Source organism: Microbacterium sp. 70-16, assembly GCF_001898315.1.
In the GTDB taxonomy this organism is placed as follows: domain Bacteria; phylum Actinomycetota; class Actinomycetes; order Actinomycetales; family Microbacteriaceae; genus Microbacterium.
Genome location: NZ_MKTQ01000026.1, coordinates 31,985 through 57,085 on the forward strand (window position 1 = coordinate 31,985; position 25,101 = coordinate 57,085).

22 protein-coding genes are annotated in these 25,101 nt (G+C 71.4%); 4 read left to right on the plus strand and 18 right to left on the minus strand.

Features of this window, described 5'->3' with window-relative positions:
- Window positions 1-30: 30 nt before the first annotated feature.
- The 15 genes from BGO46_RS11030 to BGO46_RS11100 all read right to left on the minus strand — a co-directional run bounded on the left by BGO46_RS11030 (window position 31) and on the right by BGO46_RS11100 (window position 16,106).
- The gene (locus tag BGO46_RS11030) at window positions 31-1,377 is read right to left on the minus strand and encodes an FAD-linked oxidase C-terminal domain-containing protein (protein WP_292674037.1); all 1,347 of its coding nucleotides are present in this window, start codon (window positions 1,375-1,377) and stop codon (window positions 31-33) included.
- Window positions 1,374-2,375: a 2-dehydropantoate 2-reductase N-terminal domain-containing protein gene (locus BGO46_RS11035; protein WP_292674034.1), complete on the minus strand. Its 1,002-nt coding sequence runs from the start codon at window positions 2,373-2,375 to the stop codon at window positions 1,374-1,376. Before BGO46_RS11035 ends, BGO46_RS11030 begins: the two co-directional genes overlap by 4 nt.
- On the minus strand, window positions 2,372-3,991 hold the full coding sequence (locus tag BGO46_RS11040) for an ABC transporter ATP-binding protein (protein ID WP_292674031.1): 1,620 nt from the start codon (window positions 3,989-3,991) through the stop codon (window positions 2,372-2,374). The genes BGO46_RS11035 and BGO46_RS11040 overlap by 4 nt, the downstream gene beginning before the upstream one ends.
- Entirely contained in the window at window positions 3,988-4,905 is a 918-nt protein-coding gene (locus BGO46_RS11045) for an ABC transporter permease (protein ID WP_292674028.1), read from the minus strand. The genes BGO46_RS11040 and BGO46_RS11045 overlap by 4 nt, the downstream gene beginning before the upstream one ends.
- On the minus strand, window positions 4,902-5,858 hold the full coding sequence (locus BGO46_RS11050; RefSeq protein ID WP_292674025.1) for an ABC transporter permease: 957 nt from the start codon (window positions 5,856-5,858) through the stop codon (window positions 4,902-4,904). The genes BGO46_RS11045 and BGO46_RS11050 overlap by 4 nt, the downstream gene beginning before the upstream one ends.
- A gap of 3 nt (window positions 5,859-5,861) precedes the next feature.
- Window positions 5,862-7,526 carry an ABC transporter substrate-binding protein gene (locus tag BGO46_RS11055; protein ID WP_292674022.1) on the minus strand — a complete coding sequence of 555 codons (1,665 nt, stop codon included), beginning with the start codon at window positions 7,524-7,526 and terminating at the stop codon, window positions 5,862-5,864.
- 126 nt (window positions 7,527-7,652) lie between these two features.
- Window positions 7,653-8,828, minus strand: a complete 1,176-nt coding sequence (locus BGO46_RS11060) for an acyl-CoA dehydrogenase family protein (protein WP_292674020.1) — start codon at window positions 8,826-8,828, stop codon at window positions 7,653-7,655.
- The gene (locus BGO46_RS11065) at window positions 8,825-9,991 is read right to left on the minus strand and encodes an LLM class flavin-dependent oxidoreductase (protein WP_292674017.1); all 1,167 of its coding nucleotides are present in this window, start codon (window positions 9,989-9,991) and stop codon (window positions 8,825-8,827) included. Before BGO46_RS11065 ends, BGO46_RS11060 begins: the two co-directional genes overlap by 4 nt.
- Window positions 9,988-10,857, minus strand: a complete 870-nt coding sequence (locus BGO46_RS11070; protein WP_292674015.1) for a sulfurtransferase — start codon at window positions 10,855-10,857, stop codon at window positions 9,988-9,990. Before BGO46_RS11070 ends, BGO46_RS11065 begins: the two co-directional genes overlap by 4 nt.
- A gap of 628 nt (window positions 10,858-11,485) precedes the next feature.
- Entirely contained in the window at window positions 11,486-12,076 is a 591-nt protein-coding gene (locus BGO46_RS11075) for a twin-arginine translocase TatA/TatE family subunit (protein ID WP_292674013.1), read from the minus strand.
- 1 nt (window position 12,077) lies between these two features.
- Window positions 12,078-12,851 (minus strand): twin-arginine translocase subunit TatC, encoded by a 774-nt coding sequence (gene tatC, locus BGO46_RS11080; protein WP_292674012.1) that lies wholly within the window; start codon window positions 12,849-12,851, stop codon window positions 12,078-12,080.
- Window positions 12,848-13,126, minus strand: a complete 279-nt coding sequence (locus BGO46_RS11085) for a twin-arginine translocase TatA/TatE family subunit (RefSeq protein WP_292674010.1) — start codon at window positions 13,124-13,126, stop codon at window positions 12,848-12,850. The genes tatC and BGO46_RS11085 overlap by 4 nt, the downstream gene beginning before the upstream one ends.
- A gap of 40 nt (window positions 13,127-13,166) precedes the next feature.
- Complete coding sequence (locus BGO46_RS11090) at window positions 13,167-14,153, minus strand: intradiol ring-cleavage dioxygenase (RefSeq protein WP_292674007.1); 987 nt, start codon at window positions 14,151-14,153, stop codon at window positions 13,167-13,169.
- Window positions 14,154-14,245: 92 nt separating this feature from the next.
- The gene (locus BGO46_RS11095; protein ID WP_292674004.1) at window positions 14,246-15,130 is read right to left on the minus strand and encodes a PfkB family carbohydrate kinase; all 885 of its coding nucleotides are present in this window, start codon (window positions 15,128-15,130) and stop codon (window positions 14,246-14,248) included.
- 43 nt (window positions 15,131-15,173) lie between these two features.
- Complete coding sequence (locus BGO46_RS11100; RefSeq protein ID WP_292674001.1) at window positions 15,174-16,106, minus strand: helix-turn-helix transcriptional regulator; 933 nt, start codon at window positions 16,104-16,106, stop codon at window positions 15,174-15,176.
- Window positions 16,107-16,230: 124 nt separating this feature from the next.
- Between BGO46_RS11100 and BGO46_RS11105 the strand changes: the two genes are divergently transcribed.
- The 4 genes from BGO46_RS11105 to BGO46_RS11120 all read left to right on the plus strand — a co-directional run bounded on the left by BGO46_RS11105 (window position 16,231) and on the right by BGO46_RS11120 (window position 20,720).
- Window positions 16,231-17,394, plus strand: coding sequence for a polysaccharide deacetylase family protein (locus BGO46_RS11105; RefSeq protein ID WP_292673998.1), 1,164 nt, complete (start codon window positions 16,231-16,233; stop codon window positions 17,392-17,394).
- 117 nt (window positions 17,395-17,511) lie between these two features.
- Window positions 17,512-18,642, plus strand: coding sequence for a glycosyltransferase (locus BGO46_RS11110; RefSeq protein WP_292673995.1), 1,131 nt, complete (start codon window positions 17,512-17,514; stop codon window positions 18,640-18,642).
- A gap of 95 nt (window positions 18,643-18,737) precedes the next feature.
- Window positions 18,738-18,971 carry a glutaredoxin domain-containing protein gene (locus BGO46_RS11115; protein WP_292674247.1) on the plus strand — a complete coding sequence of 78 codons (234 nt, stop codon included), beginning with the start codon at window positions 18,738-18,740 and terminating at the stop codon, window positions 18,969-18,971.
- 60 nt (window positions 18,972-19,031) lie between these two features.
- A complete protein-coding gene (locus tag BGO46_RS11120) occupies window positions 19,032-20,720 on the plus strand; it encodes an aldehyde dehydrogenase family protein (protein ID WP_292673992.1) in 1,689 nt (562 codons plus the stop codon).
- A gap of 479 nt (window positions 20,721-21,199) precedes the next feature.
- On the opposite strand, the gene BGO46_RS11125 is transcribed toward BGO46_RS11120, so the two are convergent.
- The 3 genes from BGO46_RS11125 to BGO46_RS11135 all read right to left on the minus strand — a co-directional run bounded on the left by BGO46_RS11125 (window position 21,200) and on the right by BGO46_RS11135 (window position 25,067).
- A complete protein-coding gene (locus tag BGO46_RS11125; protein ID WP_292673990.1) occupies window positions 21,200-22,855 on the minus strand; it encodes a DEAD/DEAH box helicase in 1,656 nt (551 codons plus the stop codon).
- 332 nt (window positions 22,856-23,187) lie between these two features.
- Window positions 23,188-24,201 (minus strand): prolyl aminopeptidase, encoded by a 1,014-nt coding sequence (pip, locus tag BGO46_RS11130; RefSeq protein ID WP_292673988.1) that lies wholly within the window; start codon window positions 24,199-24,201, stop codon window positions 23,188-23,190.
- Window positions 24,198-25,067, minus strand: coding sequence for a neutral zinc metallopeptidase (locus tag BGO46_RS11135; protein ID WP_292673986.1), 870 nt, complete (start codon window positions 25,065-25,067; stop codon window positions 24,198-24,200). The genes pip and BGO46_RS11135 overlap by 4 nt, the downstream gene beginning before the upstream one ends.
- Between the last annotated feature and the right edge of the window lie 34 nt (window positions 25,068-25,101).

A 25,101-nucleotide genomic window follows, 5' to 3' on the forward strand; every position in this document is an offset into this window, starting at 1 on the left:
GTAAGCCCAGGGCACACCCGGCATCCGCCGTCAGAGGCTGGATCCGGGGTTCAGGATGCCGCGTGGATCCAGCGTCGCGCGCAGTCGCTGCTGCAGCGCGTGCACGTCGGGTCCGAGCTCGCGCACGGCCCACTCCCGCTTGAGTCGCCCGACGCCGTGCTCGGCGGTGATCGTGCCGCCGAGCGCGAGCGCAAGCGCGAAGATGCGGTCGGCGGCAGCCTGCGCCGCCGCCGGGATCGGCGCGTCGGTGGGCGCGGCGTCCGTCACGATGATCGGGTGCAGGTTTCCGTCGCCGGCGTGCCCGAAGACGAAGATGCGCACGCCCTCTTCCGCCGCGATCTGACGGATGGCGCGGACGGCCTCGGCGAGCCGTGCGCGCGGCACGGCGATGTCTTCGATGAGCGGCCGCCCGATCGCCTCCAGCGCCGGCAGGGCGCGGCGGCGGGAGAAGAGCAGGCGATCGGATGCCTCGGCATCCGTCGCGGTCTCGACGGCCGTCGCGAGGCCCGCGATCGCAGCGACGACGACATCCAGCTCCTCTTCGGCGCCGAATCCGTCGGTCTGCACGATCAGCAGCGCGTCGCCGGCCGCGCGCAGGCTCGTGCCCTCGAGCGCGTCGATCGCGGCCAGGGTCGCCCCGTCGAGGATCTCGAGCACAGCCGGCCGTGCACCCGACCGGGTGATCGCCGTGACCGCGCGCGCCGCCGACTCGAGGTCGGCGAACGCCGCGCTCGCGGTCGCCGTGCGCACCGGGCGCGGCACGAGCCGCAGCGTCGCGCCCACGACGATGCCGAGGGTGCCCTCTGACCCCGTGAACAGCCCCACGAGGTCGTAGCCGGTGACGCCCTTGAGCGTGTCGCGGCCGACGTGGATGAGCGTGCCGTCGGCGAGCACGACGTCGAGCGCGAGCACGTGGTCTCGCGTCACGCCGTACTTCGCGCCGCGCAGGCCACCCGCGTTCGTCGCGATGTTGCCGCCGATCGTCGAGATCCCGACGCTGCCCGGATCGGGCGCGTACATGAGGCCGTGGGCGGATGCCCGGGCATCCAGCTCTGCCGTCACGACGCCCGGCTCGACGCGGGCGAGCTGCTCGTCGGGGTCGATCTCGACGATGCGATCGAGCCGCGACAGGTCGAGCACGATGGCGCCTTCGACCCCGACGGAGGCGCCCGCGAGCCCCGACCCCGCGCCGCGCGCGACGACGGGAGTGCCCGTGGCGTGCGCCCACGCGACCACGGAGCGGACGTCGTCGACCGACGACGGCACGGCGACGCCGTCAGGCCAGACGGCGAACGGCCAGCCCGAACGGTCTGCCGCGACGGCCGCGAGGTCGGCGGGCGCCGTCGAGATGAGGGGATGCGCGTCGATCGTCGTCACGCGCGCATCTCCTCGACCCGGGTGAACAGGTCGTATTCGAACTCGTCGGGCAAGGGCACCTCGCCGGGCCCGCCGCCGCGTGCCGCGAGAGCGCCGAGGGCGTGCGCGACGGCCTCGTTGAGCGGCGCCTCGACGCCGACGATGCGCGCGATCAGCACGACCTCCCCGCTGAGGAAGTCGACCTCGTTCGAGGTGCCGCGCGCGAAGCTCTGCCACGTCGACAGGTGCCCGAGCGTGTGGCCGGGCACCTCGCCGATCTGCAGTCCCATCCCGTCGAGGGACGGCAGCGCGATCGGCAGCCGCGCCGCGCGGAACACGGCGCGCGCCTCGGCGGCGAGCGCCGCCTCGGCCCGCTCGGCCTGCTCGATCGACGCGTCGAACACGTCGACGACGTTGCGGAGGTTCGCGATCAGCTTGCGGCGCTTGGCGGCAGCGATGTCGGGCTCGACGGCCGTCGCGAAGCCGGCCTTGGCGAGGGCGACGCGGTGCCGCTCCTCCTCGCCCGGCAGCGACGCCGGGAACCCGCCGAGCCACGCGGCGCCGACGATCGGGTAGGCGGGCGACACGATGACGCCCGGTTCGAGGTGACTCGCGGGGATGCCGATCGAGACGCCGATCACGGTGTGGAACCGCCGCAGCGCGATGTCTTCGGCCGCGAGTCCGTTCTGCAGCGTCAGGATCGGCAGGTCGGCGACGACGCCGCGGCCGTCGACCAGGGGCGTCCACGCGATCTGGGCGACCGTCGCCTCGGCATCCTGCGCCTTGACCGCGAGCACGATCGTGTCGGCGGCGGTCGGGCGCGCCTGGGCGATCGAGGCGACGACGTCGACGCGCACGACGTCGTCGCCGTGCGGCCTGCGGATGCGCAGTCCGTCGCGGGCGATGACCTCGAGCGCGCGACTGCGCGCAACGAGCGTGACGGGCACGCCCGCGAGCGTCCACTGCGCCGCGAGCAGCCCGCCGAGGGCGCCCGCTCCGACGACGATGTACCGGCTCATGCGGTGACCTCCCTCAGGCGTGCGCCCGGCACGGCGTCGAGCAGGGCGCGGGTGTACGCATGCTCGGGCGCGGTCAGGACGCGCTTCGCGGGCCCGCGCTCGACGACGCGCCCGCGCTGGACGACAGCGACGTCGTGCGCGACCTGCGCCACCACGCCGAGGTCGTGCGAGACGAAGACGTAGGCGACGCCGAGACGCTCCTGCAGGTCGGCGAGCAGGCGCAGCACCTGGTCCTGTACCGAGACGTCGAGCGCCGAGACGGGCTCATCGAGGTAAATGAGCTCGGGCTCGATCGCGAGCGCACGGGCGATTGCGACGCGCTGGCGCTGGCCGCCCGACAGTTCGGCGGGGCGACGGGATGCCGCGTCGGCCGGCAGCCCCACGAGGTCGAGCAGCTCGGCGACGCGCGCGCGGCGCGACGCCCGGTCGCCGATGCCGAACGCGACGAGCGGCTCGGCGACGCTGCGCGCAACCGAGAACCGCGGGTCGAGCGAGGCGTACGGGTTCTGCTGCACGAGCTGGAACCGGCGCCGCAACGCGCGTCCCTCGCGCCAGCCGATGCCGTCGACGTCGACGCCGTCGAACGTCACGGTGCCGCTCGTGGGCTTCTCGACCCCCAGCGCGAGGCGCAGCAGGGTCGTCTTGCCCGAGCCCGACTCACCCACGATCGCGAGCGTCCGGCCGGCGCGCGCGGCGAGGTCGACGCCGTCGACGGCGCGCACCGACGGTGCGGCGGCACCGCGCGGCAGCGGGAACTCCTTGACGACGTCGGTCCAGCGCACGAGCACGCGCGCGTCGGGATCCGCCTCGCGCGGCGGCACGGGCGCGGTGAGCCCGGGCGCGGCCTGCACGAGCCGGCGCGTGTACTCGGCGGTGGGCGCCGCAAGCACCTGGAGCGCGGGGCCCTGCTCGACGACGACCCCGTGCTGCATGACGAGCACGCGGTCGGCGCGGTCGGCGGCGACGCCGAGGTCGTGCGTGATGAGCACGAGACCGATGCCCCGGTCGCGCACGAGCCGGTCGAGGTGGTCGAGGATGCGCCGCTGCACCGTCACATCGAGCGCGCTCGTGGGCTCGTCGGCGACGATGATGTCGGGGTCGCCCGCGAGCGCGATCGCGATGAGGACGCGCTGACGCAGCCCGCCCGACAGCTCGTGCGGGTACTGCCGTGCGCGGGCGACGGGGTCGTCGATGCCGGCCTGTGTGAGTGCGACCAGCACCTCGGCATCCACGTGCGGTTTCGGCACGCCGCGCAGCCGCACGGCCTCGGCGACCTGGTGCCCGATGCGCTGCGTCGGGTTCAGCGACACGGTCGGGTCCTGCGGCACGAGCGCGATGACGCGGCCGCGCACACGCCGCGCGACGCGCTCGGACGCCCCCGCGAGCTCGACGCCCGCGACGCGCGCCGAGCCGCCCACAATGTTCCCCGCGTGCGGCAGCAGGCCCAGCAGCGCGAGGGCGGCCGTGCTCTTGCCGGAGCCCGACTCGCCCACGATCGCGACGCGTTCCCCGCGGCGCACCTCGAGGTCGAGGCCGCGCAGCGCGTGCGCCGTCCGCGTGTCGGTGCGGTAGTCGACCGTGAGGCCTTCGATGCGGATGACCGGATCGTCGCTCATCGCTGGATCTCCTCGAAGCTCTTCGCCAGGTGGTTGAGGCTCAGCACGACGGCCGCGACGAACAGGCCCGGCAGCAGTGACACCCACGGCGCCGTGACGAGGTAGTTACGGCCCGCCGAGATGAGCGTGCCCCATTCGGCGGCGGGCGGCGCCGCACCGAATCCGAGGAAGCTCAGGGCCGCGACCGCGAGGATCGCCGCCCCGAAGTCGAGCACGGCGAGCACCGCGACCGGCCCCCACGAGTTCGGCAGCACGTGCGTCACGAGCACGCGGGTCCACGATGCCCCGCCCGCCCGCGCCGCCTCGATGTACGGCAGGGTCTTGACACGCAGCACCTCGGCGCGGGTCGTGCGCGCGAAGCCCGGCACGATGCCGACGCCGACCGCGATCGCCACCGGCAGCGTGCCGAAGCCGAGCGCCGTCACGATCGCGAGCGCCAGCAGCAGGCCCGGGATCGCGAGGAAGACGTCGACGATGCGCATCGCGACCGAGTCGACGGCGCCGCCGACGAATCCCGACAGGATGCCCAGGGTCAGGCCCACCACGAGCGCGATGCCGATCGCGAGCGCGGTCGCCGCGATCGTCAGGGTCGAACCGTGCACGACGCGCGAGTACAAGTCGCGGCCGAGTTCGTCGGTGCCGAACCAGTGCGCAAGGCTCGGCGCGCTCAGCCGCGCGGCCGGTTCGGTCGCGGTCGGGTCGTAGGTCGCGAACAGGCCGGGCCAGATCGCCGTGAGGATCGCGAACGCGACGATCGCGACGGCCACAATGACGCCCGGGCGCCGCAGCAGCACGATCGCGGGATGCCGGGGCGCGCGGCGATCGGTCGAGGCATCCGGGCGTGTGGCTGCCGAGGCATCCGGTGTCGTCCAGGCTGAGGCGAGAGCCAGCGGCTTCTCGAGGAGGTCGGTCATGCGCGGCTCACTTTCGGCGTGTGCGCGATGCGGGGATCGAGCAGCGGATAGAGGAGGTCGACGACGAGGTTGACGACGACGAAGGCGGCGGCGGCGATCACGACGATCGCCTGCACGACGGGGATGTCCTGCGCGAGCACGGACTCCTGCGCGAGCCGGCCGACGCCGTTGCGCGAGAACACCGTCTCGACGACGATCGAGCCGGTCACGGTCGCGCCGACCAGCAGGCCCAGGATCGTCAGCGTCGGCAGCGCCGCGTTGCGGAACGCGTGCCGCAGCTGTACCGCCCAGCGGCTCAGCCCCTTCGCGCGGGCGGTCGCGATGTACGGCTCGCTGAGGGTGTCGTCGAAGCTGCGGACGAGCACTTGCGCGAGCACGGCCGAGGTCGGGATCGCCATCGTGACGGCTGGGAGCACGAGACTCTGCGGCCCGGTGTCGCCCGTCGCGGGCAGCCAGCCGAGCGTGAACGCGAACACCTGGATCAACAGCAGCCCGATCCAGAAGTTCGGCACGCTCACGCCGGCGGCGGGAACCCGGCGCAGGAACGTCGCGGCGGGCCCCTTCGGCAGCCACGTCGCGAAGACGGCGAGGGCCGTCCCGAAAACGAGCGACAGGCCGATCGCGATGATGCTGAGGGTCACCGTGCCGGGCAGGCGCTGCGCCAGCAGTTCCGACACCGGCAGCCCCTTGGCGAACGAGGTGCCGAAGTCGCCGCGCAGCGCCGCCAGCAGGAGGGAGAGGTACTGCTCCCAGACGGGCCGGTCCAGGCCCAACCGTGCCGCCGCCTGTTCGCGCTGCGCCTGCGTCAGCGAATCGACCTCGATGTTGTTGGCCGACAGCTGGAGCGCCACGGGGTCGCTCGGCAGCAGATACAGGATGACGAACGTGACGGTGTAGGCGGCCCAGAGCACGAGGACGGCCTGGCCGACCCGCCCGAGAACGTACCGGAACATGATCTAGGACGCGTCCTTCCAGATGTCGTAGTACGAGAGGAACGACTCGCTCGTGAAGCGGAACCCGTGCACATCAGAGGCCGTGGCCGCCTGCTGCACGCGTTCGAACACGGGGAACGAGACGCCCTCGTCGATCAGCAGATCCTGCAGCTGCGCGTAGACGTCGGCCCGGGCGGAGAAGTCGGTCTCTTCCAGCCCCTGATCGAAGAGGTCCTTGATCTGCTGCGCCGTTTCGGCCGACTGCGCGTTGGCGGCGAGCGCCTTGGAGCCGGAGTAGCGGTCGTCGAGGATCCACTGCAGCACGCCGGGATCGGCCCGCGTGTAATACGTGGCGATCAGGTCGTAGTTGCCGTTCGCGATGATGCTGGCCCGTTCGGATGCCTGGAAGACGGTCAGCTCGAGCTGGATGCCGATCTGCTTGAGCTGGTCTTGCAGCAGGACGTCGCCGGGGCTCTCCGCCGTGATGGGCTCGACGATCGTGAGTGTCTGCCCGTCCTTCGTGCGGTAGGTCGCGCCGTCCTCGAGCGTCCAGCCGGCCTCGTTGAGAAGCTCGGCGGCGCCGTCGGGGTCGTAGGCGAGCTTGTCGGCTTCGCTCACGAAGAACGGTGTCGTCGAGTCGAAGGCGCCCTCGACGACGGGATAGTCCGGGCCGTAGATCGTCGCCGCGTAGGTCTCGCGGTCGATCGCCTTCTGCAGCGCGTCACGCACGAGCGGATCGGACAGCGGGTGGCCGTCGGTGACGTTCGGGTAGAACGCGTACGACGGGCCGGGCAGGGCGCGCGACTCGATCGTCGCCCCGCTGGAGGTCAGCAGCGCGGCATCCTCGGGTGTGAACGGATTGCGCGGCCACGCGATGTCGCTCGCGCCGCTCGTGAGGTCGCCGACGCGGACGCTGTCTTCCGCGACGTAGTTGATGTGGACAGAGTCGAGGTAGGCCTCGCCCTGGTGTGCGTTCAGTTCGCTCGCCCAGGCGTAGCCCTCGCGCTTGGTGAGGTCGATGCCTTCGCCGGGCTTGTACGAGTCGAGCGTGAACGGCCCCGAGCCGATGACGTCGCCGAGGCAGCGCTCTTCGGGCGTCTTCTCGTATGACGCCGCCGCGAGGATCGCGAGGTTGGTCGTCGAGGTGCCCTGCAGGAACGCCGCGTTGGGCGTCGTGAAGTGAACCTCGACGGTGTGCTCGTCGACGGCGTTGCTCGATGCGTAGCCCGCGATGTACACGCCGCCGTAGGCGCCGGGCACGTCGGCGAGGGTCTGCGCATCGTTGTCGAGCGCGGTTACGACCGACTGCGCCGTGAATGCCGTGCCGTCGCTGAAGGTGACATCGTCGCGCAGGTCGAACGTGTAGGTGAGACCGTCGTCGCTCACGGTCCAGTCGGTCGCGAGCCACGGCACGATCTCGCCGGTCTCAGGGTCTTGATCGGTGAGCGAGTCGGCGACGTTGCGGATCACCTGGCGGTGCTCGATCCAGTACGTCTGGAACGGGTCGACGCACGAGAACGCGGCGTTGTCAGGCCAGAACTCGACCGTCAGCGCGCCGCCGGCGACGGGCGTGCCGGCGCTCGCGGTGCCGGTCGCGCCGGTGTTTGCGCCCGCGCAGCCGACGAGGGCGAGGACGGATGCCGCGGCCAGCGCGCCGAGCGCGGGGGTTCGGTATCGGTGGGTGGTCATGGGGGTCGTGCCTCTCTGTGTCTGGCGGGGTGCTGTGTGGTGCGGTCTGGGTGGTGCGGTCTGCGGTGGTGGTCTTGGCGTGGGTGCGGGTGGTGGGTCTGGTGGTGTTGGCGCGGGGCTGGCCGGTCAGGCGCCGAGCACGGCGCGGCCCGCCGCGAGCAGCGCTGCGTCGTCCTGCGGCGGGTGCGGGCGCGAGCAGAGAACGTCGCGCAGATGGCGCTCGAACGGCAGGCTGCGCGTGAGAGCGGGGTTGCCGATCGCGGCGACGATCGCCTGCACGGCCGCGATCGCACTGCGCGACGTGAGCAGCTTCGCGAGGCCGAGCGCGTCGGGGCGCACGCGCCCGGCATCCGCATCGGCGGCGAGCGCCGACAGCACGAGCTCGGCCTGCACGATCTGCGCCTTCGCCTCACCGGCGACGGTCTGGATGCGGTCGAGCGTCGCGATGGGCCGGCCGAGTGAGGTCGGCACGCGCTCCTGCGCGAACGTCGTGAACGCCGCGAGGGCGGCACGCGCGACACCGACGTAGAGCGAGGGCACGGCGAGCGCGAACAGCGAGTGCGGTGCCGTGTTGTTCGGCACCGTGCCCACCGGTGCGCCGGAGAAGTTCTCGAACGGCACGCACACGTCGGTGTAGATGACGTCGTGCGTCGACGAGGCGCGCAGGCCCAGGTGGTCCCACGTGCGCTCGAGGCGGATGCCCGGGGCATCCCCCGGCACGATGATGTGCCCGACGCGTGGTTCGTCCTCGTCGGTGATGGCCCAGACGAGGTGGTACGCGAGGCCTTCCGACCCGGTGGCGAAGCCCTTGTGCCCCGACACCGACCAGCCGTCGGCCGTGCGGCGTGCTGTCGTGGCGGGCAGGCCACCCCGGGCCGGGGCACCGAGCTCGGGCTCGGCGCGCACGGCGTTGAGCAGCACGGGGCGGGTGGCCGAGTCGGCGAGCACGCGCTCGTAGAGCGCTGCGGGCCACGTGGGCGTGGCATCCTGCGCCGCGTGCTGGAACACCGTCATCGCCGAGATGAGGGCGACGGCCGGGTCTCCTTCGCCGAGCGCGAGGAAGGCGTCGACGGTCTCGCGAGCGGTCAGCCCGGTGCCACCGTAGCGACGTCCGACGGAGGCCGTGAGCAGGCCCGCCTCGTGCACGGCCGCGATGCCCTCCCAGGGGAAGGTCGCGTCGCGGTCGTGCGCGGGGGCGTGCAGCGCAAGCGCGTCGGTCAGCGAGCGCAGGGTCTCGGCATCCGTTCGCGCCTGCCCCCATTGCTGCGCGCTGCGGGCGCCCACGGCCTCCGTCGTGCTCATGCGCCCGCGACCTCCGCGAGCTCGCGCGCGCCCTCGACGATCGGCGGCTGCGGCACGATCTGGCCGCGCTGACCCGTCGCCTCGCGGTGCGCGAGCTCCTGCCGCACGAGCGGCAGCACGTAGCGGCCGTAGTCGATCGCGTCGTTGAGGTTGTCGTATCCGCGGATCGAGATGAGGTCGGCGCCGAGGTCGACGTAGTCGAGGATCGCCGCGGCGACCGTCTCGTACGAGCCGACGAGGGCGGTGGATGCCCCGGACGCGTTCGTCACCTCGGCGGGCTTGGTCCACAGCGCGCGGTCGTGCACTTCGCCGCGGGCCGCGGCGTCGAGCAGGCGCTGCGAGCCGATGTTCTGCGGCGTGCCCTTGCCGTAGTGCTTGAACGGCACAAGGCCCGCGCCCTCGTAGGTGGCCGCGACCTGCGCGACGTGGCGGTGCGCCTTCTCCCACGCGAGTTCGTCGGTCTCGGCGACGATCGGGCGGAACGTCACCCAGATGCGGGGGCGGTCGCTGCGCCCGGCCGCGACGGCCTCGGCGTTCACGCGGGCGATCTGCTCGCGGGTGTCGGCGAGCGGCTCGCCCCACAGGCCGAAGATGTCGCCGAGGGCGCCGCCGACGCGGTACGCGGCATCCGATGATCCGCCGACCGAGATCGGGATCTCGCCGAACGTCGGGAAGCCGGGGCCGAAGTCCTCGAAGCGGTAGTAGCGGCCCTCGTGGCTTAACGGCGCCTTCTCGGTCCAGGCGCGGCGCACGATGCGGATCCACTCCTCCGAGCGGTCGTAGCGCTCGTCCTTCGAGAGATGGTCGCCCTGTCGGGCCTGCTCGGCGTCGGAGCCTCCCGAAATGATGTGCACGACGGCGCGGCCGTCGGAGAGCTGGTCGAGCGTCGCGAGCTGCTGGGCCGCGACCGTCGGGAACACCGTGTTCGGGCGCACCGCGACGATGGGCCTGATCCGCTCGGTCGCTGCGGCGACGGCAGTCGCGACGACGAACGAGTCGGCGCTGACCGAGCCGTACGGCACGAGCGTGTAGTCGAAGCCCGCGTCTTCGAGCGTGCGCGCGTAGCGACGCAGGTAGGCGTGATCGAGCGCGCGGCCCCCGCGCTGCGGGTTCAGTTCGTCACCCGGACGGGTGTTGATGGCACTGATGAACTCGACGGTCATGACTGGTTCTCCTTTTCGGCCGGTGCGAGCGCACCGGGCTGCGATCCGACGGCGACGGGCCGGTCGGTGTGGTTCGACCACTGGCTCCACGACCCGCCGTACAGGCGGGGTGCGAAGCCGGCGAGTGTGAGGGCGACGAAGGCGTGGGATGCCGTGACGCCCGAGCCGCAGTAGACGCCGATCGGTCGGTCTGCATCGATGTCGGCGAAGCGCTCGCGCAGGGCTGCGGGGCTCAGGAAGCGCCCGTTGGCGTCGACGTTCGCGGTCGTGGGCAGGTTGATCGCACCCGGGATGTGCCCCGCCCGCGGGTCGATCGGCTCGGCGTCGCCGCGGTAGCGCTCCTCGGCGCGCACGTCGATGAGCGTTCCCGTCGCGGCGACCTCGGCGGCCTCGTCGATCGTGAGGCGCGGCAGGTGTCCGCCGGTGAGCGTCACCGACCCCGGCGCGGGCACGACGGCGCCGTCTTCGAGCGGGCGGCCCGAGGCCTTCCAGGCGCGCAGCGCCCCGTCCAGGATGCGCACGTCGGCGACGCCGGCATCCGTCAGCGCCCACCACGCGCGCGCGGCCGACAGCGACTTGAGGTCGTCGTACACGACGACCGTGTCGCCGTCGTCGATGCCCCAGCGGCGGGCCGCAGCCTGCAGCACCTCGATCGGCGGAAGCGGATGCCGTCCATCGGTCGGTGCGCCGTGCTGCGCGAGCTCATGGTCGAGGTCGACATATACCGCGCCCGGAATGTGGCCGTCGAGGTACTCGGGGCGACCGTCGGGCCGGTCGAGTCGCCAGCGGACGTCGAGAATCCGCACGCGCTCGTCCGCGGCGGTGAGGGCGGCGAGTTCGTCGGCGCCGATGAGGATGTCGGACATGGGTTCTCCTGGATGAGCCGGGTGTACGGGTGTGGGCGGCACGTGCGCTTGGGTGCGCGGGTGCGGATGTACCGGGGCGCGGATGCGCGGGCGTGCGGATGCCCCAACGTTGGGGCGGCGGGAGGGGATGCGGGCTGCGGAAGGGCGCTGATCAGCGCGCGCAGCGACAGCGCATTCGCGCGCGACACATTCGCGCGGGCGCGGCGGCCAGGGCGGCGGGCGAGGCAGCGAGGGCCGCGGGAGCGACGCCGGCGCGCACGGCGGCGGCCGTGGCCGGGCTCTCGTGCGTGGTGGTCATCTCGTGCTCCTGGGATTCGCTGTCTCGCGGTGTGCAGTCAGACTACGAACACCTGCAGGAGGCCACGCGACCGAGCGTGCGAATGTGTCGCCGCGTTTCAGGCGGGCAGCGGGCGGTACGCGCGGCTGTGCGGCGTTCTCGCCGCTGGCCTGGTGTTTTTCACGGCGCGAATGCGGGGTATCCGCCTCACGCGGGCGCGCCGGAGCGCGCGAATGCGACGAAGTGTGTCAGCGGTGACGCACTTCGTCGCGGGTGCCGTGGGTGAGAAACCACAATCTGCGCGAGAAACAGGCGGTGCCGTGGTTTCTCGCGCAGATGTGGTTTGTTGGGTCAGCGCTCGGCGAGCGCGAGGCTGTCGGCCTCCACCTCAGCCGCGGGCAGCTCCGCCGCGGGCAGCTCGGCGGGCGCCGCGGGCACGCGCCCGATGTCGAGCAGGCGGCGCGGGTGGCCGGAGGTGCCGGAGACCGACGGATGCCGCCGCAACGACGGCATCGGATCGGGTGCCGCCGCGGGCTCGGGCGCCGCGGGCGCCGCGAGCGCTGGGGCCGACGGTGACGTGGGCGACACGAGTGCCGACGCGGGCGCGGACGACCCCGGCGCCGCTGACCCAGGCTCGGCCGCCGCATCCGCGGCATCCGTCTGCCCAGCCTGCGCCGCCACGGCGCTCGCCGGCGGTTCACCCTGCAGGGCATCGCGCACGATGGCGCGCGGGTCGTAGCGGCGGAGGTCCTCAAGGCCTGCGACCGGCAGGATCGCCTCGGTCTCGCGCTGCGCCGCGGCACGGGCGGTATCGATGAACGCCCGCAGGTCGCGGACGAAGCGGCCGAGCGCCGCCGCGTACTGGGGGATGCGCTGCGGGCCGAGTATGAAGGCGGCGACGAGGCCGACCAGGATGAGCTTCTCCACGGTGATGCCGAACATGTCACGCCTCCCGAAGGGTCAGTCGCGCGGCGCGACGGGCGACCGCACGATCGTGCAGGTGGGCGATGAGCCACGCCCCGAGGAACAGCACCGTCATGGCTCCGGCGAGCAGGAACATCGACAGGACGTCGGCCGACGGGGTCGCCATCGCGCTGAACAGCACGATCGCGATGACCACGACGCGCCAACTGCGGGCGATCGCCTTCGCCGACAGCACGCCGAGGAAGTTCAGCATCACGACGAAGACGGGCAGCACGAACGCGATGCCGGTCGCGAGGATGATCTTGACGACGAAGTCGACGTAGTACGACGCCTGCAGGATCGTCGAGTCCTCGGTCGAAGCGAAGCTCGCGAGCACCTCGACCATGTGTGGGAACAGTGCGAAGCCGGTCACGCATCCCGCGATGAACAGCGGCAGTGCGACCGCGAGGAAGCCGAAGGCGTACTTCTTCTCGCGCCGGTTCAGCCCGGGTACGAGGTAGGCGAACAGCTCGTACAGCCAGACCGGGCTCGAGACGACGATGCCGGAGACGAGCGCGATCTTGAGTTTCAGGTCGAACGCGCCGGTCACGCTGTCGTAGTTGAGGCTCGCGTTGCGCGCCTCGGCGAGCTCGACGATCGGAGCCCGCAGGATCTCGAGCAGCTGGTCCGAGAGCAGGTAGCCGAGCACGAGCCCGACCACGAGAGCCGCCGCCGAGCGGATCAGTCGGGTGCGCGCCTCGCGAAGGTGATCGCCGAGGGGCATCCGGCCCGCTGCGACGGCGGCGCTGGTCATGATGTCTGTCGCTGCACGACCGGTGCCGGAGGCACCGCGGCGAGCGTGGTCGTGACGGGCGCGGATGCCACGGCATCCGCCTGCGCGTCGGTGGAAGCCGCGTCGGCCGAAGCCGCCGTGGTCTCGGGCTTGGCCGGGTCGGCCGCCTCATCCTTCAGGATGCGGACGGACTGCCCGAGGCTGCGCGCGAGGGCCGGGAGCTTCGTGGCTCCGAAGATGAGCACGACGATCGCGAGGATGATGACGGCGTGCCAGCCGGTGAGGTTCTGCAACATGGTTCTCTCCTTACATGAGATGCCTGACGTGAAGTGAAGGTCAGCGGTTTCCGCCGCCGCCGGACGGAGCAGAGCCCGAGGTGGGGGTGGTCGTGGTGTCGACGCGTGCGACGAACGAGGAGATGTACCCCGAGTCGACGTCGCCGGTGATGGCGATCTGCTGCAGCGCGCCGCTGTCGTCGCCGAACACGTTGTCGGTCGCGAGCGTCACCTGGCTGAGGTTGCGCGTCGACTCGGTGTACGCCGAGGTGGCGTAGACGTCGGCGAGCACGCTCTCGGGCATCGCCATCTGCGAGGTCGCGATGGCGTTGGTCGAGTCGCTGGTCGAGTCCAGATCGGGGTAGACCTCGAAGTGGATGTGCGGCCAGCGCCCGCTGTAGCAGGCGGGGAAGATCGACGTGAAGGTCACGGTGCCCGTGGCATCCGCCACCTGCACACCGCGCAGGTACGTCTCGTCCTCGACACCCGAGGAGTACATCGAGTACCGGCCCTCGGCATCGCAGTGCCACGCGTAGACGGCGACACCCTCGAAGGGCACGTCACCGTTCGCCATGTCGGTCACCGTGATCGAGAAGGTCAGCGGCACACCGTCGGCGGTGGTTCCGCCGCCGATCGACGAGCGGATGTCACTGCGGACGATGCCGCTCGTCTCGAGCACGTCGGGGCCGTTCGAGCCGTCACCGGGGTACGGCCCCGCCGTCTCGTCGGGGATCTCGGCCGACGGCAGGTCGGCCACCGCGGTCGCGCTGGCGCTGGCGGATGCCGACGCGGACGGCGTCGAGGTCGTGCCACTCGTGGCGCTCGAACTCGTCGTGGGCGAGGCGCTGCTCGTCGCGGCGGAGCACGCCGCGAGGGTCACCGCGCCGGCGCCGAGGCCGACAAGGCTCAGGATGCCGCGCCGCGAGATGAGGGTGCGCAGATCGAAGGAGACGCCCTGGTCGACGACCTCCTCGTCCGCGCGGTCGAGCAGTCGACCTTCGTACGCCGGGCCTTCCGGGGTCTGGTCGGGTTCGGGGATGCGAGCCATGATGGGCCTCCTTCGATAGTCCGGGTTGATGTCCGATGAAGACATCGTGCCGGGCCATCTCAGGCGCCCTCCCTGTGTGCGCTATGCGCTTCCTATGAGCGGTCGTGCTCCGGGTTCGCCGCGTCGAGGAGCGGATGAAGGTGTCGCGTCGTCAGCGCCACGACGGCCTGCTCGGCGCCGGCCGACAACGACGCCGCGACATTCGCGCCGCGCGCGTATGCGTCGAGGAATCCCGCCATGAACGCATCGCCGGCGCCGTTCGTGTCGGCGATGACGCCGACCGCGGCTGCCGGCACACTCGTGCGGCGGCCTCCCGCCTCGAGAGCGATCGCCCCCTGCGCGCCCCGCGTGCACACGGCCAGACGCGGTCCTCGTGCGAGGCATGAATCGAGTAGCTGCCACGGATCGTCGACGGCGTCATCGTTCATGAACACCACATCCGAGTGGCGCACGAACGGTTCGTGGAACTCGGATGTGCCGTCGTAGTCGTGAAGGTCAGCCCAGATCATGGGTTTCGACGGTGCCGCAGACAGCGTCGCCAGGACTGCCGCGCCGAAAGGACTCAGATCGACGATCGCGTGAGTGCTGCGGCTCATCCCTCGCGCGACCTCCGCAACGGCTTCGTCCGACGGCGCAGTAGGCACCTGGACGTACAGCGACACCCGTCCGCCGGTCGGGTCCATGAGGTTGACATGGGATTCCGTGTGCTCGGAGGGGTACGCGCGGACCTCGACCCCGGCCGCGGCAAGCGATCGCGAGACGGAGCGACCGGCGTCATCGTCCGCGATCAGCGCGTGCAGCACGGGATGCCTGCCGAGCGCCTGCAGATGCAGTGCCTTTCCGGCAGAGGTTCCGCCGACGGTCCACCACGCGTCGCGCGCGAACTGCATGTGCGGAACCGGCGCCGGCAGCGTGTCGAGCACCAGGATGTGGTTCCACGAGACGGGACCGCAGACAGACAGGGTGAACTCGGGCATACGGCGATCCTCCCACTCAGAGTCCCGCGCGCCCGGCGCCGCCTCACTCGGCGGCGATCTCCCCGCTGCCGTCCGCGCCGACCTCTGCGGCGGCATTCGCCCCGCGCAGCGGCTCGCGCTGCTCGTTCGTCGCCGCATTGGTCGCCGCCCAGCTCGCGAGCATCTTCAGCGCATCGGCCGACGGCGTGTTCGGTTCGGCCGTGTACGTCGACAGGGTCATGCCGGGGTCGGCCGGCAGTTCGAACGCCTCGTAGGTCAGCTCGAGCTCGCCGACGACCGGATGCCGCAGCCGCTTCACGCCGCTGCGGTGATAGCGCACGTTGTGCGCCGCCCACAGGGTGCGGAAGCGCTCGGACCGCGTCGACAGTTCGCCGACGAGGTCACTCAGTCGCTTGTCGTAGGGGTTGCGCCCGGCCTCACCCCGCATCGTGGCTACGAGCTCTTGCGTGTTGCGATCCCAATCGGGGTAGAACTCCTGCGCTGCGGGATTCAGGAACGCGAAGCGCGCGCTGTTGGGGTCTGCCTCGGTGAACACCGGCGAATACAGCGCGCGACCGAGCGCGTTGCCGGCGACGTAGTCGTAATAGTTGTTGCGCAGCACCGCCGCCGCCTCGGTCATCGCGTCGAGCAGCCGCTGGATGCTCGGGCGCACGGCATCCGCCTTCTTGCGCGGGCGCCGTGCGGCCGGCGACGCGTTCGCCGTGTGCGCGAGATCGAACAGGTGGGCCGCCTCGGCCTCATCGAGCTGCAGCGCCCGCGCGAGTGCGTCGAGGACACTTTCGGATGCCCCGGACAGATCGCCGCGCTCGAGCCGCGTGTAGTAATCGACGCTGACGCCGGCCAGCAGCGCCACCTCTTCGCGGCGCAGGCCCGGCACCCGCCGGTTGCCGCCGAACGCGGGAAGCCCCGCCTGGTCGGGTGTGATGCGGCCGCGCCTCGTCGAGAGGAACTCGCGGACCTCGCTGCGATGATCCATGCCCTCGACGCTACGCCGAAGCGCGCGCACGAGGGAGGGCCTGGCGTTACCAGGGATGTCGGGCCCGGGTTCTACGATGTGAGAGGCATACGAACTGGGATCGGATGCCAGAACGGGGAACCGCGTGCGCATCAGCCACGCTCGACGTCGCGCACGCAGCGCCGTCGGCACTTTCGCAGCACTCGCACTGACCGCTGTGGCACTCGCCGGCTGCGCCGCCGAGCCGACGCAGGCGACACCGCAGACGGCCACTCCGGTCGCCGCGACGACGCCCACGCCGACACCCACTCCCCTGACCGCCGCCGAGCAGCTGCTCGCCGACAACCCCGACGTGACCGGCGCGTGCGCCGTCAGTTTCGTCCTCGACGGCACGGCGGTCGATCCGCAGCTGCAGGTGCAGGATCGGCTGTACGACCACCTGCCGATCCCGCGCGCCGACGGGCGCGCCTTCGCCGGCTGGTACGCCGATCAGGCGGCCGCGGCCGCGGCATCTGCCGACCCCGCGACCGGCGCCTCGAGCCCTGCCGTGCGCGTCAACGGGTCGCGGCTCGTCTCGTGCACCGACCAGCAGACGACTCTTTACGGCGCGTGGACCACGCCGGATGCGGTCGCGGCAGCCGGCGCGCGCGTGCCGATCATGATGTACCACCAGTTCACCGACAAGCCCGGCGGCGAAGAGGGCTGGTTGCGCGGCAACTACTCCTACATCGAGGACTACCGCGCCTCGATGCAGTACATCAAGGATCAGGCGTTCTACCTGCCCACGTGGGACGAGTTGAGCGCCTTCATCGACGGTGCCCTCTACCTGCCCGACCACGCCGTCATCGTCACAGATGACGACGCCGACCCGACGTGGTTGACGATGGCATCCCCCATCAATGAGCAGCTGCAGGTGATGGCGACCTCGTTCGACATCACGGGCGACGGTGCGGCCGCGCAGAACGCGTTCATCCTGCCGCGCTCGCACACGCACGGCATGCATGGCGCCGGAGAGAACGGCAAGGGCCTCATGGTGAACCTCACCCCTGAAGAGATCGCCGCCGACATGACCGCCTCGGCCGATCAGCTGCGCACGGTGGGAGTCACGGCGGGGGCGACCGAGATCATGGCCTATCCGTTCGGCCACTACGACGACCGCTCGAAGGAAGGGCTGCGCCTCGCCGGGTTCGAGATGGCCCGCACGATCGAGCAGGGGTATGTGAAGGTCGGCACCGACAAGCTCGCCCTGCCCTGCGTGCGGATCAACTTCGGCATGGGCGTCGCGGCCGTGCAGGAGCTCATCGGATGAACATTCGGTGACAGTTCGTCGTCGCATAACGAACTGACAGATCCCACACAGCAGACGCCTCATGCGGGCCGTTACGCTGAGACGACCTATCCGCCGTCGATTCGCGAGCCCCACCGCATGGATCTCACCGTCATCGTGCCGACCTTCAACGAAGGTCCGAACGTCGCAGAGCTTGTCCGCCGTCTCGGCGCAGCGCTGCAGGGACGCGAGTTCGAGGTCGTCTTCGTCGACGACTCGACCGACGACACCCCAGCCATCATTCGCGGGGTGGCGGATGCCACGGACTTCCCCGTCCGGCTGATCCACCGCGACGAGCCCGACGCCGGTCTCGGCGGAGCAGTCGTTGAGGGCATCCGCGCCGCGCAGGCGCGCTGGTGCCTCGTCATGGACGGCGACCTGCAGCACCCACCCGAGGACATCCCGCGCATGATCGACCGCGCCGCCGTCGGCGATGTCGACGTCGTCGTCGCCTCGCGCTATGTCGCAGGCGGCACGGCGGGTGGGCTCGCCGGCGCCACCCGCACGGTCGTCTCGCGCGGCTCGACGCTGCTGACGAAGGCGATGTTCCCGCGCAAGCTGCACGGCTGCTCCGACCCGATGACGGGCTTCTTCCTGCTCGACCGCGAGACGGTCGACCTCGACTCGCTGCGCCCGCGCGGGTTCAAGATCCTGCTCGAGATCCTCGCGCGCCGCCAGTTGCGCGTCGGCGAAGTGCCCTTCGCGTTCGCGACCCGCTACGCCGGTGAGTCGAAGGCGAGCCTGACACAGGGCATCCGCTTCCTCACGCAACTCGCGATGCTGCGGTTCGGCCGCATGTCGGCGTTCGCCCTCGTCGGCGGCGTCGGCGCGATCGCGAACCTCGTGATCATGTGGGGTCTGATCCGCCTCGGCATGGACTACGTGCCGGCGGCGATCATCGCCAGCGAAGTCACGATCATCGGCAACTTCCTGCTGCTCGAGTATCTCGTGTTCGCCGATATGCGCTCCGAGTCGGGGCGCATGCGCAGTCGGTTCGTGAAGTCGTTCGTCTTCAACAATATCGAGGCGCTCATCCGCATCCCCGTGCTGTCGTTGCTCGTGCAGGGCGCGCACCTGCCCTCCGTCTTCGCGGCCGGCATCACCCTGGTCGCGGCGTTCGTGGTTCGCTTCGTCTTCCACGCGCTGTGGGTGTACGCACCCAAGCGCGTCGGCGCCCCGTCGCCGCAGTCGGCCCTCGCCCAGGCATCCGGTCGTACGCTGGAGGGATGACTTCCTCGAACGACCAGACCCCCGCCGCTGAGGCCGCCGCCGCTGATCAGGTTGCCGCCGCCGACCAGGTTGTTGCTGCCGCCCAGGGCATCACGATGTTCGGTGCCGAGTGGTGCCGCGACTGCCGCCGCACGAAGGCGCAGCTCGACGGCCTCGGCATCGAGTACACCTATATCGACCTCGAGGCAGAGCCTGCCGCCGTCGAGGTCGCGCGCGAGATCTCGGGTCGCACGAACATCCCCGTCGTCGTGTACCCGGATGCCACGCACCACGTCGAGCCCAGCAACGCCGACGTCGAGGCGAAGCTGCGCGAGCTCGCACTGATCTGAGGCTCGGGCGGGGGTACTCTCAGGTTGCCGGGTCGCCCGGTCCATCCAAGGGAGAGTGCCGTGACCACGACCGCTGACAGCCAGGCCGACGCGGTGTTCGCACCCCTCGACGAGGCGATCACGCACCTGCAGACCGGCGCGCGCGCCTGGAGCCTGCTCACTCTCGGGCAGCGCCGCACGCTCTTGACGCGCGTGCGCGCCGCGACGGCAGCGGTCGCCGCCGAATGGGCCGACGTCGCGACCACCTCGAAGGGGCTCGCTCCGGGGCATCCGCTGCGCGGCGAAGAATGGCTGTCGGGGCCGTACGCCGCGCTCACCGCGCTGGATGCCTACGCCGACACGCTCGGCGCGCTCGCGGCCGGGCGCTCGCCCATCGCGAAGCTCACGACCGGCACCGCCCCGGGCGGACGCACCGTCGTGCACACGTCGCCCGTGAATGCGACCGACGCGCTCCTGCTGTCGGGCTACCGCACCGAAGTGTGGCTCGAGCCGGGCGTGACCGCCGCTGAGGCGCGCGCCGCCGCGGGGCTCGGGCAGCGGCATCCGTCCGAATCCGGCGGCGTCGGGCTCGTGCTCGGCGCGGGGAACATCACCTCGATTCCCTACCTCGACGTCATGTACGAGCTGCTCGCGTGCAACCGCGTCGCGATCCTCAAGGTGAACCCGACGCAGGATGCCCTCGTGCCCGTCTTCGAGCGCGCGCTCGCGCCGCTGATCGAGCCCGGCTTCCTGCGGATCGTGCGCGGCGGGGGCGAGGTCGGGGCGTACCTGACGAGGCATCCGTCGATCGCGCACGTGCACATCACGGGGTCGGAGGCGACGTTCCGCGCGATCGTGCCGGGGCTGTCGGTGCCGATCACGGCCGAGCTCGGCGGCGTCTCGCCGATCATCATCGTGCCGGGCGAGTGGTCGCGGGCCGACCTGCGCTTCCAGGCCGAGCACGTCGCCACGATGCGGCTGCAGAACAGCGGCCACAACTGCATCGCGGGTCAGGTCGTGATCGTGAGCCGCGACTGGGCGCAGCGCGAGCAGTTCCTCGCCGAACTGCGGCGCGCGTACGACCGGGCTCCGCAGCGCCCGGTCTGGTACCCGAACAGCGCCGGCAAGCTCGACGCGGCGCGCACGGCGTATCCGGATGCCACGTGGTGCGGCGGCGGCACGCGCGCGCTGATCGACACCGACCCCGACCACGCCGAGGCGCTCGAGACGACGGAGTACTTCTCGCCCGTGCTCGGCGTGGTCGCACTGCCCGGCGTCGGGCAGGAGTTCCTCGACGGCGCCGTCGCGCACGCGAACGACCGGCTGACCGGGACGCTCGGGGCCAACGTCCTGATCGATCCCGTGACACAGGATGCCCTGGGCGCCGGTTTCGAGCGCGCGATCGCCGACCTGCACTACGGCACCGTCGCGATCAACTCGTGGACGGCGTTCGGCTTCCTCACCCCGACCGCGACGTGGGGCGCCTACCCGGGCGGCACGGTCTCGGATGCCCCGAGCGGCATCGGCATCGTGCACAACGCGTTCCTGCTCGACCGCGTCGAGCGCACGGTCGTGCGCGGCCCGTTCCGACCGTTCCCGCGGTCGGTGTCGACGGCCGTGCGCGGGCACGGGCTATCTGTGCTGCCGAAGCCGCCGTGGTTCGTGACCGCCCGCACGGGCGCGGCCGTGTGCGAGGGCTTCACGCGGTTCCGCATCGACGGCAACTGGGCCGCCATGGGCGTGACCCTCGTGAAGGCGTTTGGGGCGTAAGCGCGGGGGGCGGGCTGGGCGCTGGGGGCGGGCTGCTGGGGCTGGGGCTGGCTGGGGCTGGCTGGCTGGCTGTTCGCCGGGGCGAGCCGGGGCTGTGCACCGGGGCATCCGAATGAATGGCGCAAATGAGCCCCTCACGCGCAGCGAGGTAGGCATTTGCGCCACCAGCTTCTGGGCACACCAAAATGGATGACCCAAATGACCCCCTCACGTGCACCGAGGGGGCCATTTGCGCCCACAGACTGGGGGCGGCCAGATCGCGGTGGCGCGCCGGACCACCTCAGGGGCGCCGAGCTGATCCGGGGTGCCACCTCGTTCGTAGCGCTGCAGAAGAGGTGGCGCCAGGGAACAGCTCAACCGCTGCGAGCTGGTCCGGAGCGCCACTTGTTCTGCGAGCGTGGAAACCGGTGGGTGCGCCGGGAAGGTGGGTCTGGCGCCCGCGGCGCGCTATGACCGGCGCAGGCCAGGTGCGGCTGGGATCAGCGCCCGCGACGCTGGCCGCCGCCGTTCTGGCGCACGACCGACCCGACCATGAGCTTGCCGCCCGTGCTGCCGCCGGAGTGCGAAGCCCGACGACCCGACGTGCGAGGGGTTCCGGATGCCTTGTCGGAGCGCTGCGCCTCGGCCGAACGGCCCGAGCGCTCGCCCGCGGGGCGACCTGAGCGATCCTTGCGGGGCTGGCCGCCCTGGCCTGCCTGCCCGGCCTGGCCCGCGCCACCGCGCCCGGCACCACCCTGGCCCGCGCCGCCGCGCCCGGCGCTACCCTGGCCGCCGCCCTGGCCCGCGCCACCGCGGCCGCCCTGACCGCGACCCGAGCCACCACGACCCTGGCCGCCGCCCTGACCGCCACCCTGCGACGCACCCTGCCCCTCGCGCGCGGCGCGCTTGCGCTGCGCGTTGGCACCCTGGCTGCGACCGCCACCGCGCGGCTGCTCGGCCTTCGGCTCGGGCTTGACGTACGCGGCGACCTCGCCGACGAGCTCCGTGACCTCGGGCGAGGTCGCGCTCACGCGCACGGGCGTAACCGTGATGGCCGCCTTGCGCAGCAGGTCCTTGACGTCCTTCTCCTGACCGGGCAGCACCACCGTCACGACCGAGCCCTCCGCGCCGGCACGGGCGGTGCGACCCGAGCGGTGCAGGTACGCCTTGTGCTCCATAGGCGGGTCGACGTGGATGACGAGCTCGACGTCGTCGACGTGCACGCCGCGCGCGGCGACGTCGGTCGCGACGAGCACCTTGGCGGCACCCGACGCGAACGCCGCGAGGTTGCGGTCGCGCGCCGGCTGCGACAGGTTGCCGTGCAGATCGACCGAGGGGATGCCCTGCGCCGTGAGCTGCTGCGCGAGCTTCTTGGCGTGGTGCTTCGTCCGCATGAACAGGATGCGGCGCGAGGTGCCCGACGCGAGCGTGCGGACGAGTTCCTTCTTCTCGTCGGCGCCCGCGACGTGGAACACGTGGTGGGTCATCGCGGCAACGGGCGAGTTCGCCTCGTCGACGGAGTGCAGCACCTCGTTCTGCAGGAAGCGGTTCACGAGCTTGTCGACGCCGTTGTCCAGCGTCGCGCTGAACAGCATGCGCTGTCCGTCGCGCGGCGTCTTGTCGAGGATGCGCGTCACCGACGGCAGGAAGCCGAGGTCGGCCATGTGGTCGGCCTCGTCGATGACGGTGATCTCGACGGCATCCAGCTTCACGAAGCCCTGCTGGATGAGGTCTTCGAGGCGTCCCGGGCACGCGACGACGATGTCGACGCCGGCCTTCAGGGCCGCGACCTGGCGGTTCTGGTTGACGCCGCCGAAGATCGTCGTGGTGGTCATGCCATAGGCGGATGCCAGCGGCTCGAGCGTCGCGTTGATCTGCGTCGCGAGCTCGCGCGTGGGCGCGAGGACAAGACCGAGGATGCGGCCGGCGCGGCGCGATCCGCCGGCGAGCGCACCGCCGAGGCGGGCCGCGAGCGGGATCGAGAAGGCGAGCGTCTTGCCCGAGCCGGTCTTGCCGCGGCCGAGTACGTCACGGCCGGCGAGGGTGTCGGGCAGGGTGTCGACCTGAATCGGGAACGCCTCGGTCTTGCCGTCCTTCGCGAGGACGTCGACGAGGGTTGTGGGCACGCCGAGCGTGCGGAAAGTGATGTCAGACATGGGGGTGTTTCTGGGCAGGGATGCCCGGATCGGTGGCCTCTGCGCGGATGCGCACAGGGTCGCCGTACGAAGAATGTCAGCCGATCATCCGGTGGGGACCGGGCAGCGAGGGAAGCGTTCTACGACGCGAGCGCACCGGAATCGGCGCGGCAAGTGGCTTCAGTCTATCAGCCGCGCGCCTCACCGGCCGTTGAGCGGAGCCGCCGCAGGCGGCGGAGACGAAACGCCCCAACGACCGGCGCGGTTGCGACGTTTCGTCTCGCTGCGCTCGCTCAACGACCGGTGGGGGCGCGGCGCTCGCTCAACGACCGGTGGGGGGACGCTGCGCTCGCTCAACGATCGGAAGAGGAGGAGGCGAAGCCGTCGGTGGCGGCGCGCAGGGCGCGGGCGATGCCGCGCTCAGTGGCCGAGTGCGAGGCATCCGGCACGACGACGAACTCGGCCTCGGGCCACGCTCGGTGCAGGTCCCACGCGGTCATGATGGGCGTGCACACGTCGTAGCGCCCTTGCACGATGACGGCGGGGATGCCCCGGATCGCGCCGACGTCCTCGATGAGCTGGCCCTCGCGCAGCCACCCGCCGTGGCGGAAGTAGTGGTTCTCGATGCGCGCGAACGCCACCGCGGCCTCGGGCGCGGCCATCGACGACACGAGGTCGGGATCGGGCAGGAGCGTGAGGGTGGATGCCTCCCACGTCGTCCACGCGACGGCGGCCGGCACGTGCACGGCCGGGTCCGGGTCGCTGAGCTTGCGGTGATACGCCTCGATGAGACGCGAGCGCTCGAGCACCGGGATCTGCGCGAGGTAGTCCTCCCACAAGTCGGGGTACAGCGCCGCGGCGCCGCCCTCGTAGAACCACTCCAGCTCGTGCCGGCGCAGGGTGAAGATCCCGCGCAGGACGATCTCGGTCACGGCATCCGGGTGGCACTGCGCATACGCGAGCGCGAGCGCCGAGCCCCACGAGCCGCCGAACACCTGCCACCGCTCGATGCCGAGATTGCGTCGCAGCAACTCGATGTCGGCGACCAGGTGCCATGTCGTGTTGAACCGCAGGTCGGCCTCGGGGGCGCTCATGTGCGGCGTCGAGCGGCCGCAGCCGCGCTGGTCGAACAGGACGATCCGGTACTTCTCCGGGTCGAAGAACCGGCGGTGCCACGGCGAGGTGCCGGCCCCCGGCCCGCCGTGCAGGAACACGACGGGCTTGCCGTCGGGGTTGCCGGACTGCTCCCAGTAGACGCGCTGCCCGTCACCTGCGAGCAGGAACCCCGTCTCGTACGGCTCGATGGCCGGGTACAGGATGCCGTCGAGTCCGGCCACCCCGCGTACGCGCTTGCTCTGCTTGCTCACAGGTTCCCTCCCGCGGCGAACGTGTCACAGGCGCCCACGCCGCTCTGATACCCCGTCGCGAACCAGCGCTGTCGCTGCTCGCTCGATCCGTGCGTCCAGGTGTCGGGGTTGACGACCCCGGACTGCGCCTGGATGCGGTCGTCGCCGACGGCGGCTGCCGCCTCCAGCGCGTCGCGCACCTGGCTCTCGGTCGGCGCCTGCAGGAACGGCACCCCGCTGGCATCCGTCTGCTTCGTCATCGCCGAGATCCACGCGCCCGCGAAGCAGTCGGCCTGCAGCTCGGTGCGCACGCCGTTGCTCGTCGGGCCCGTGCCGTTGCTCGGGTACTGGTCGAAGATGCCGGTGATCTGCTGGATGTGGTGCCCGTACTCGTGCGCGAGCACGTACAGCTGACCGAGGTTGCCGACGTCGGCACCGAACTGCTGGCGCATCACGTCGAAGAACGTCGGGTCGATGTAGACGGTCTCTTCCGGCGGGCAGTAGAAGGGGCCGGTCGCATTGGATGCCGTGCCGCACGCCGTCGAGGTCGAGCCGTCCACGATGATCAGTTGCGGCTGACGGTAGCCCTGCACCTGCTGCGCCCAGAACTGGTTGATGGCGAGCGAGCCTGCCGCAAGGCGGCAGTCGTCGTTCGCATTGGCATCCGCGCCCGTGTCGCACTGGCTGATCTCGGACTCGGAGCCGGCTTGTGAGCCGCCGCTGCCCTGGCCGGTGAGCAGACTCGTGAAGTCGCCGCCGGTGAAGATGCTGAGCAGGATCACGGCGATGGCGCCGAGTCCGCCGACGCCGCCGGCGATGGCGCCGCCACCGGGACCGCGCCGCTTCGCGCCACTCCCGCTCACATCGGCGTTGCTGTTGAACGTCATGCCTCACCGTACCGCGGTACGTACGCGGCCCATA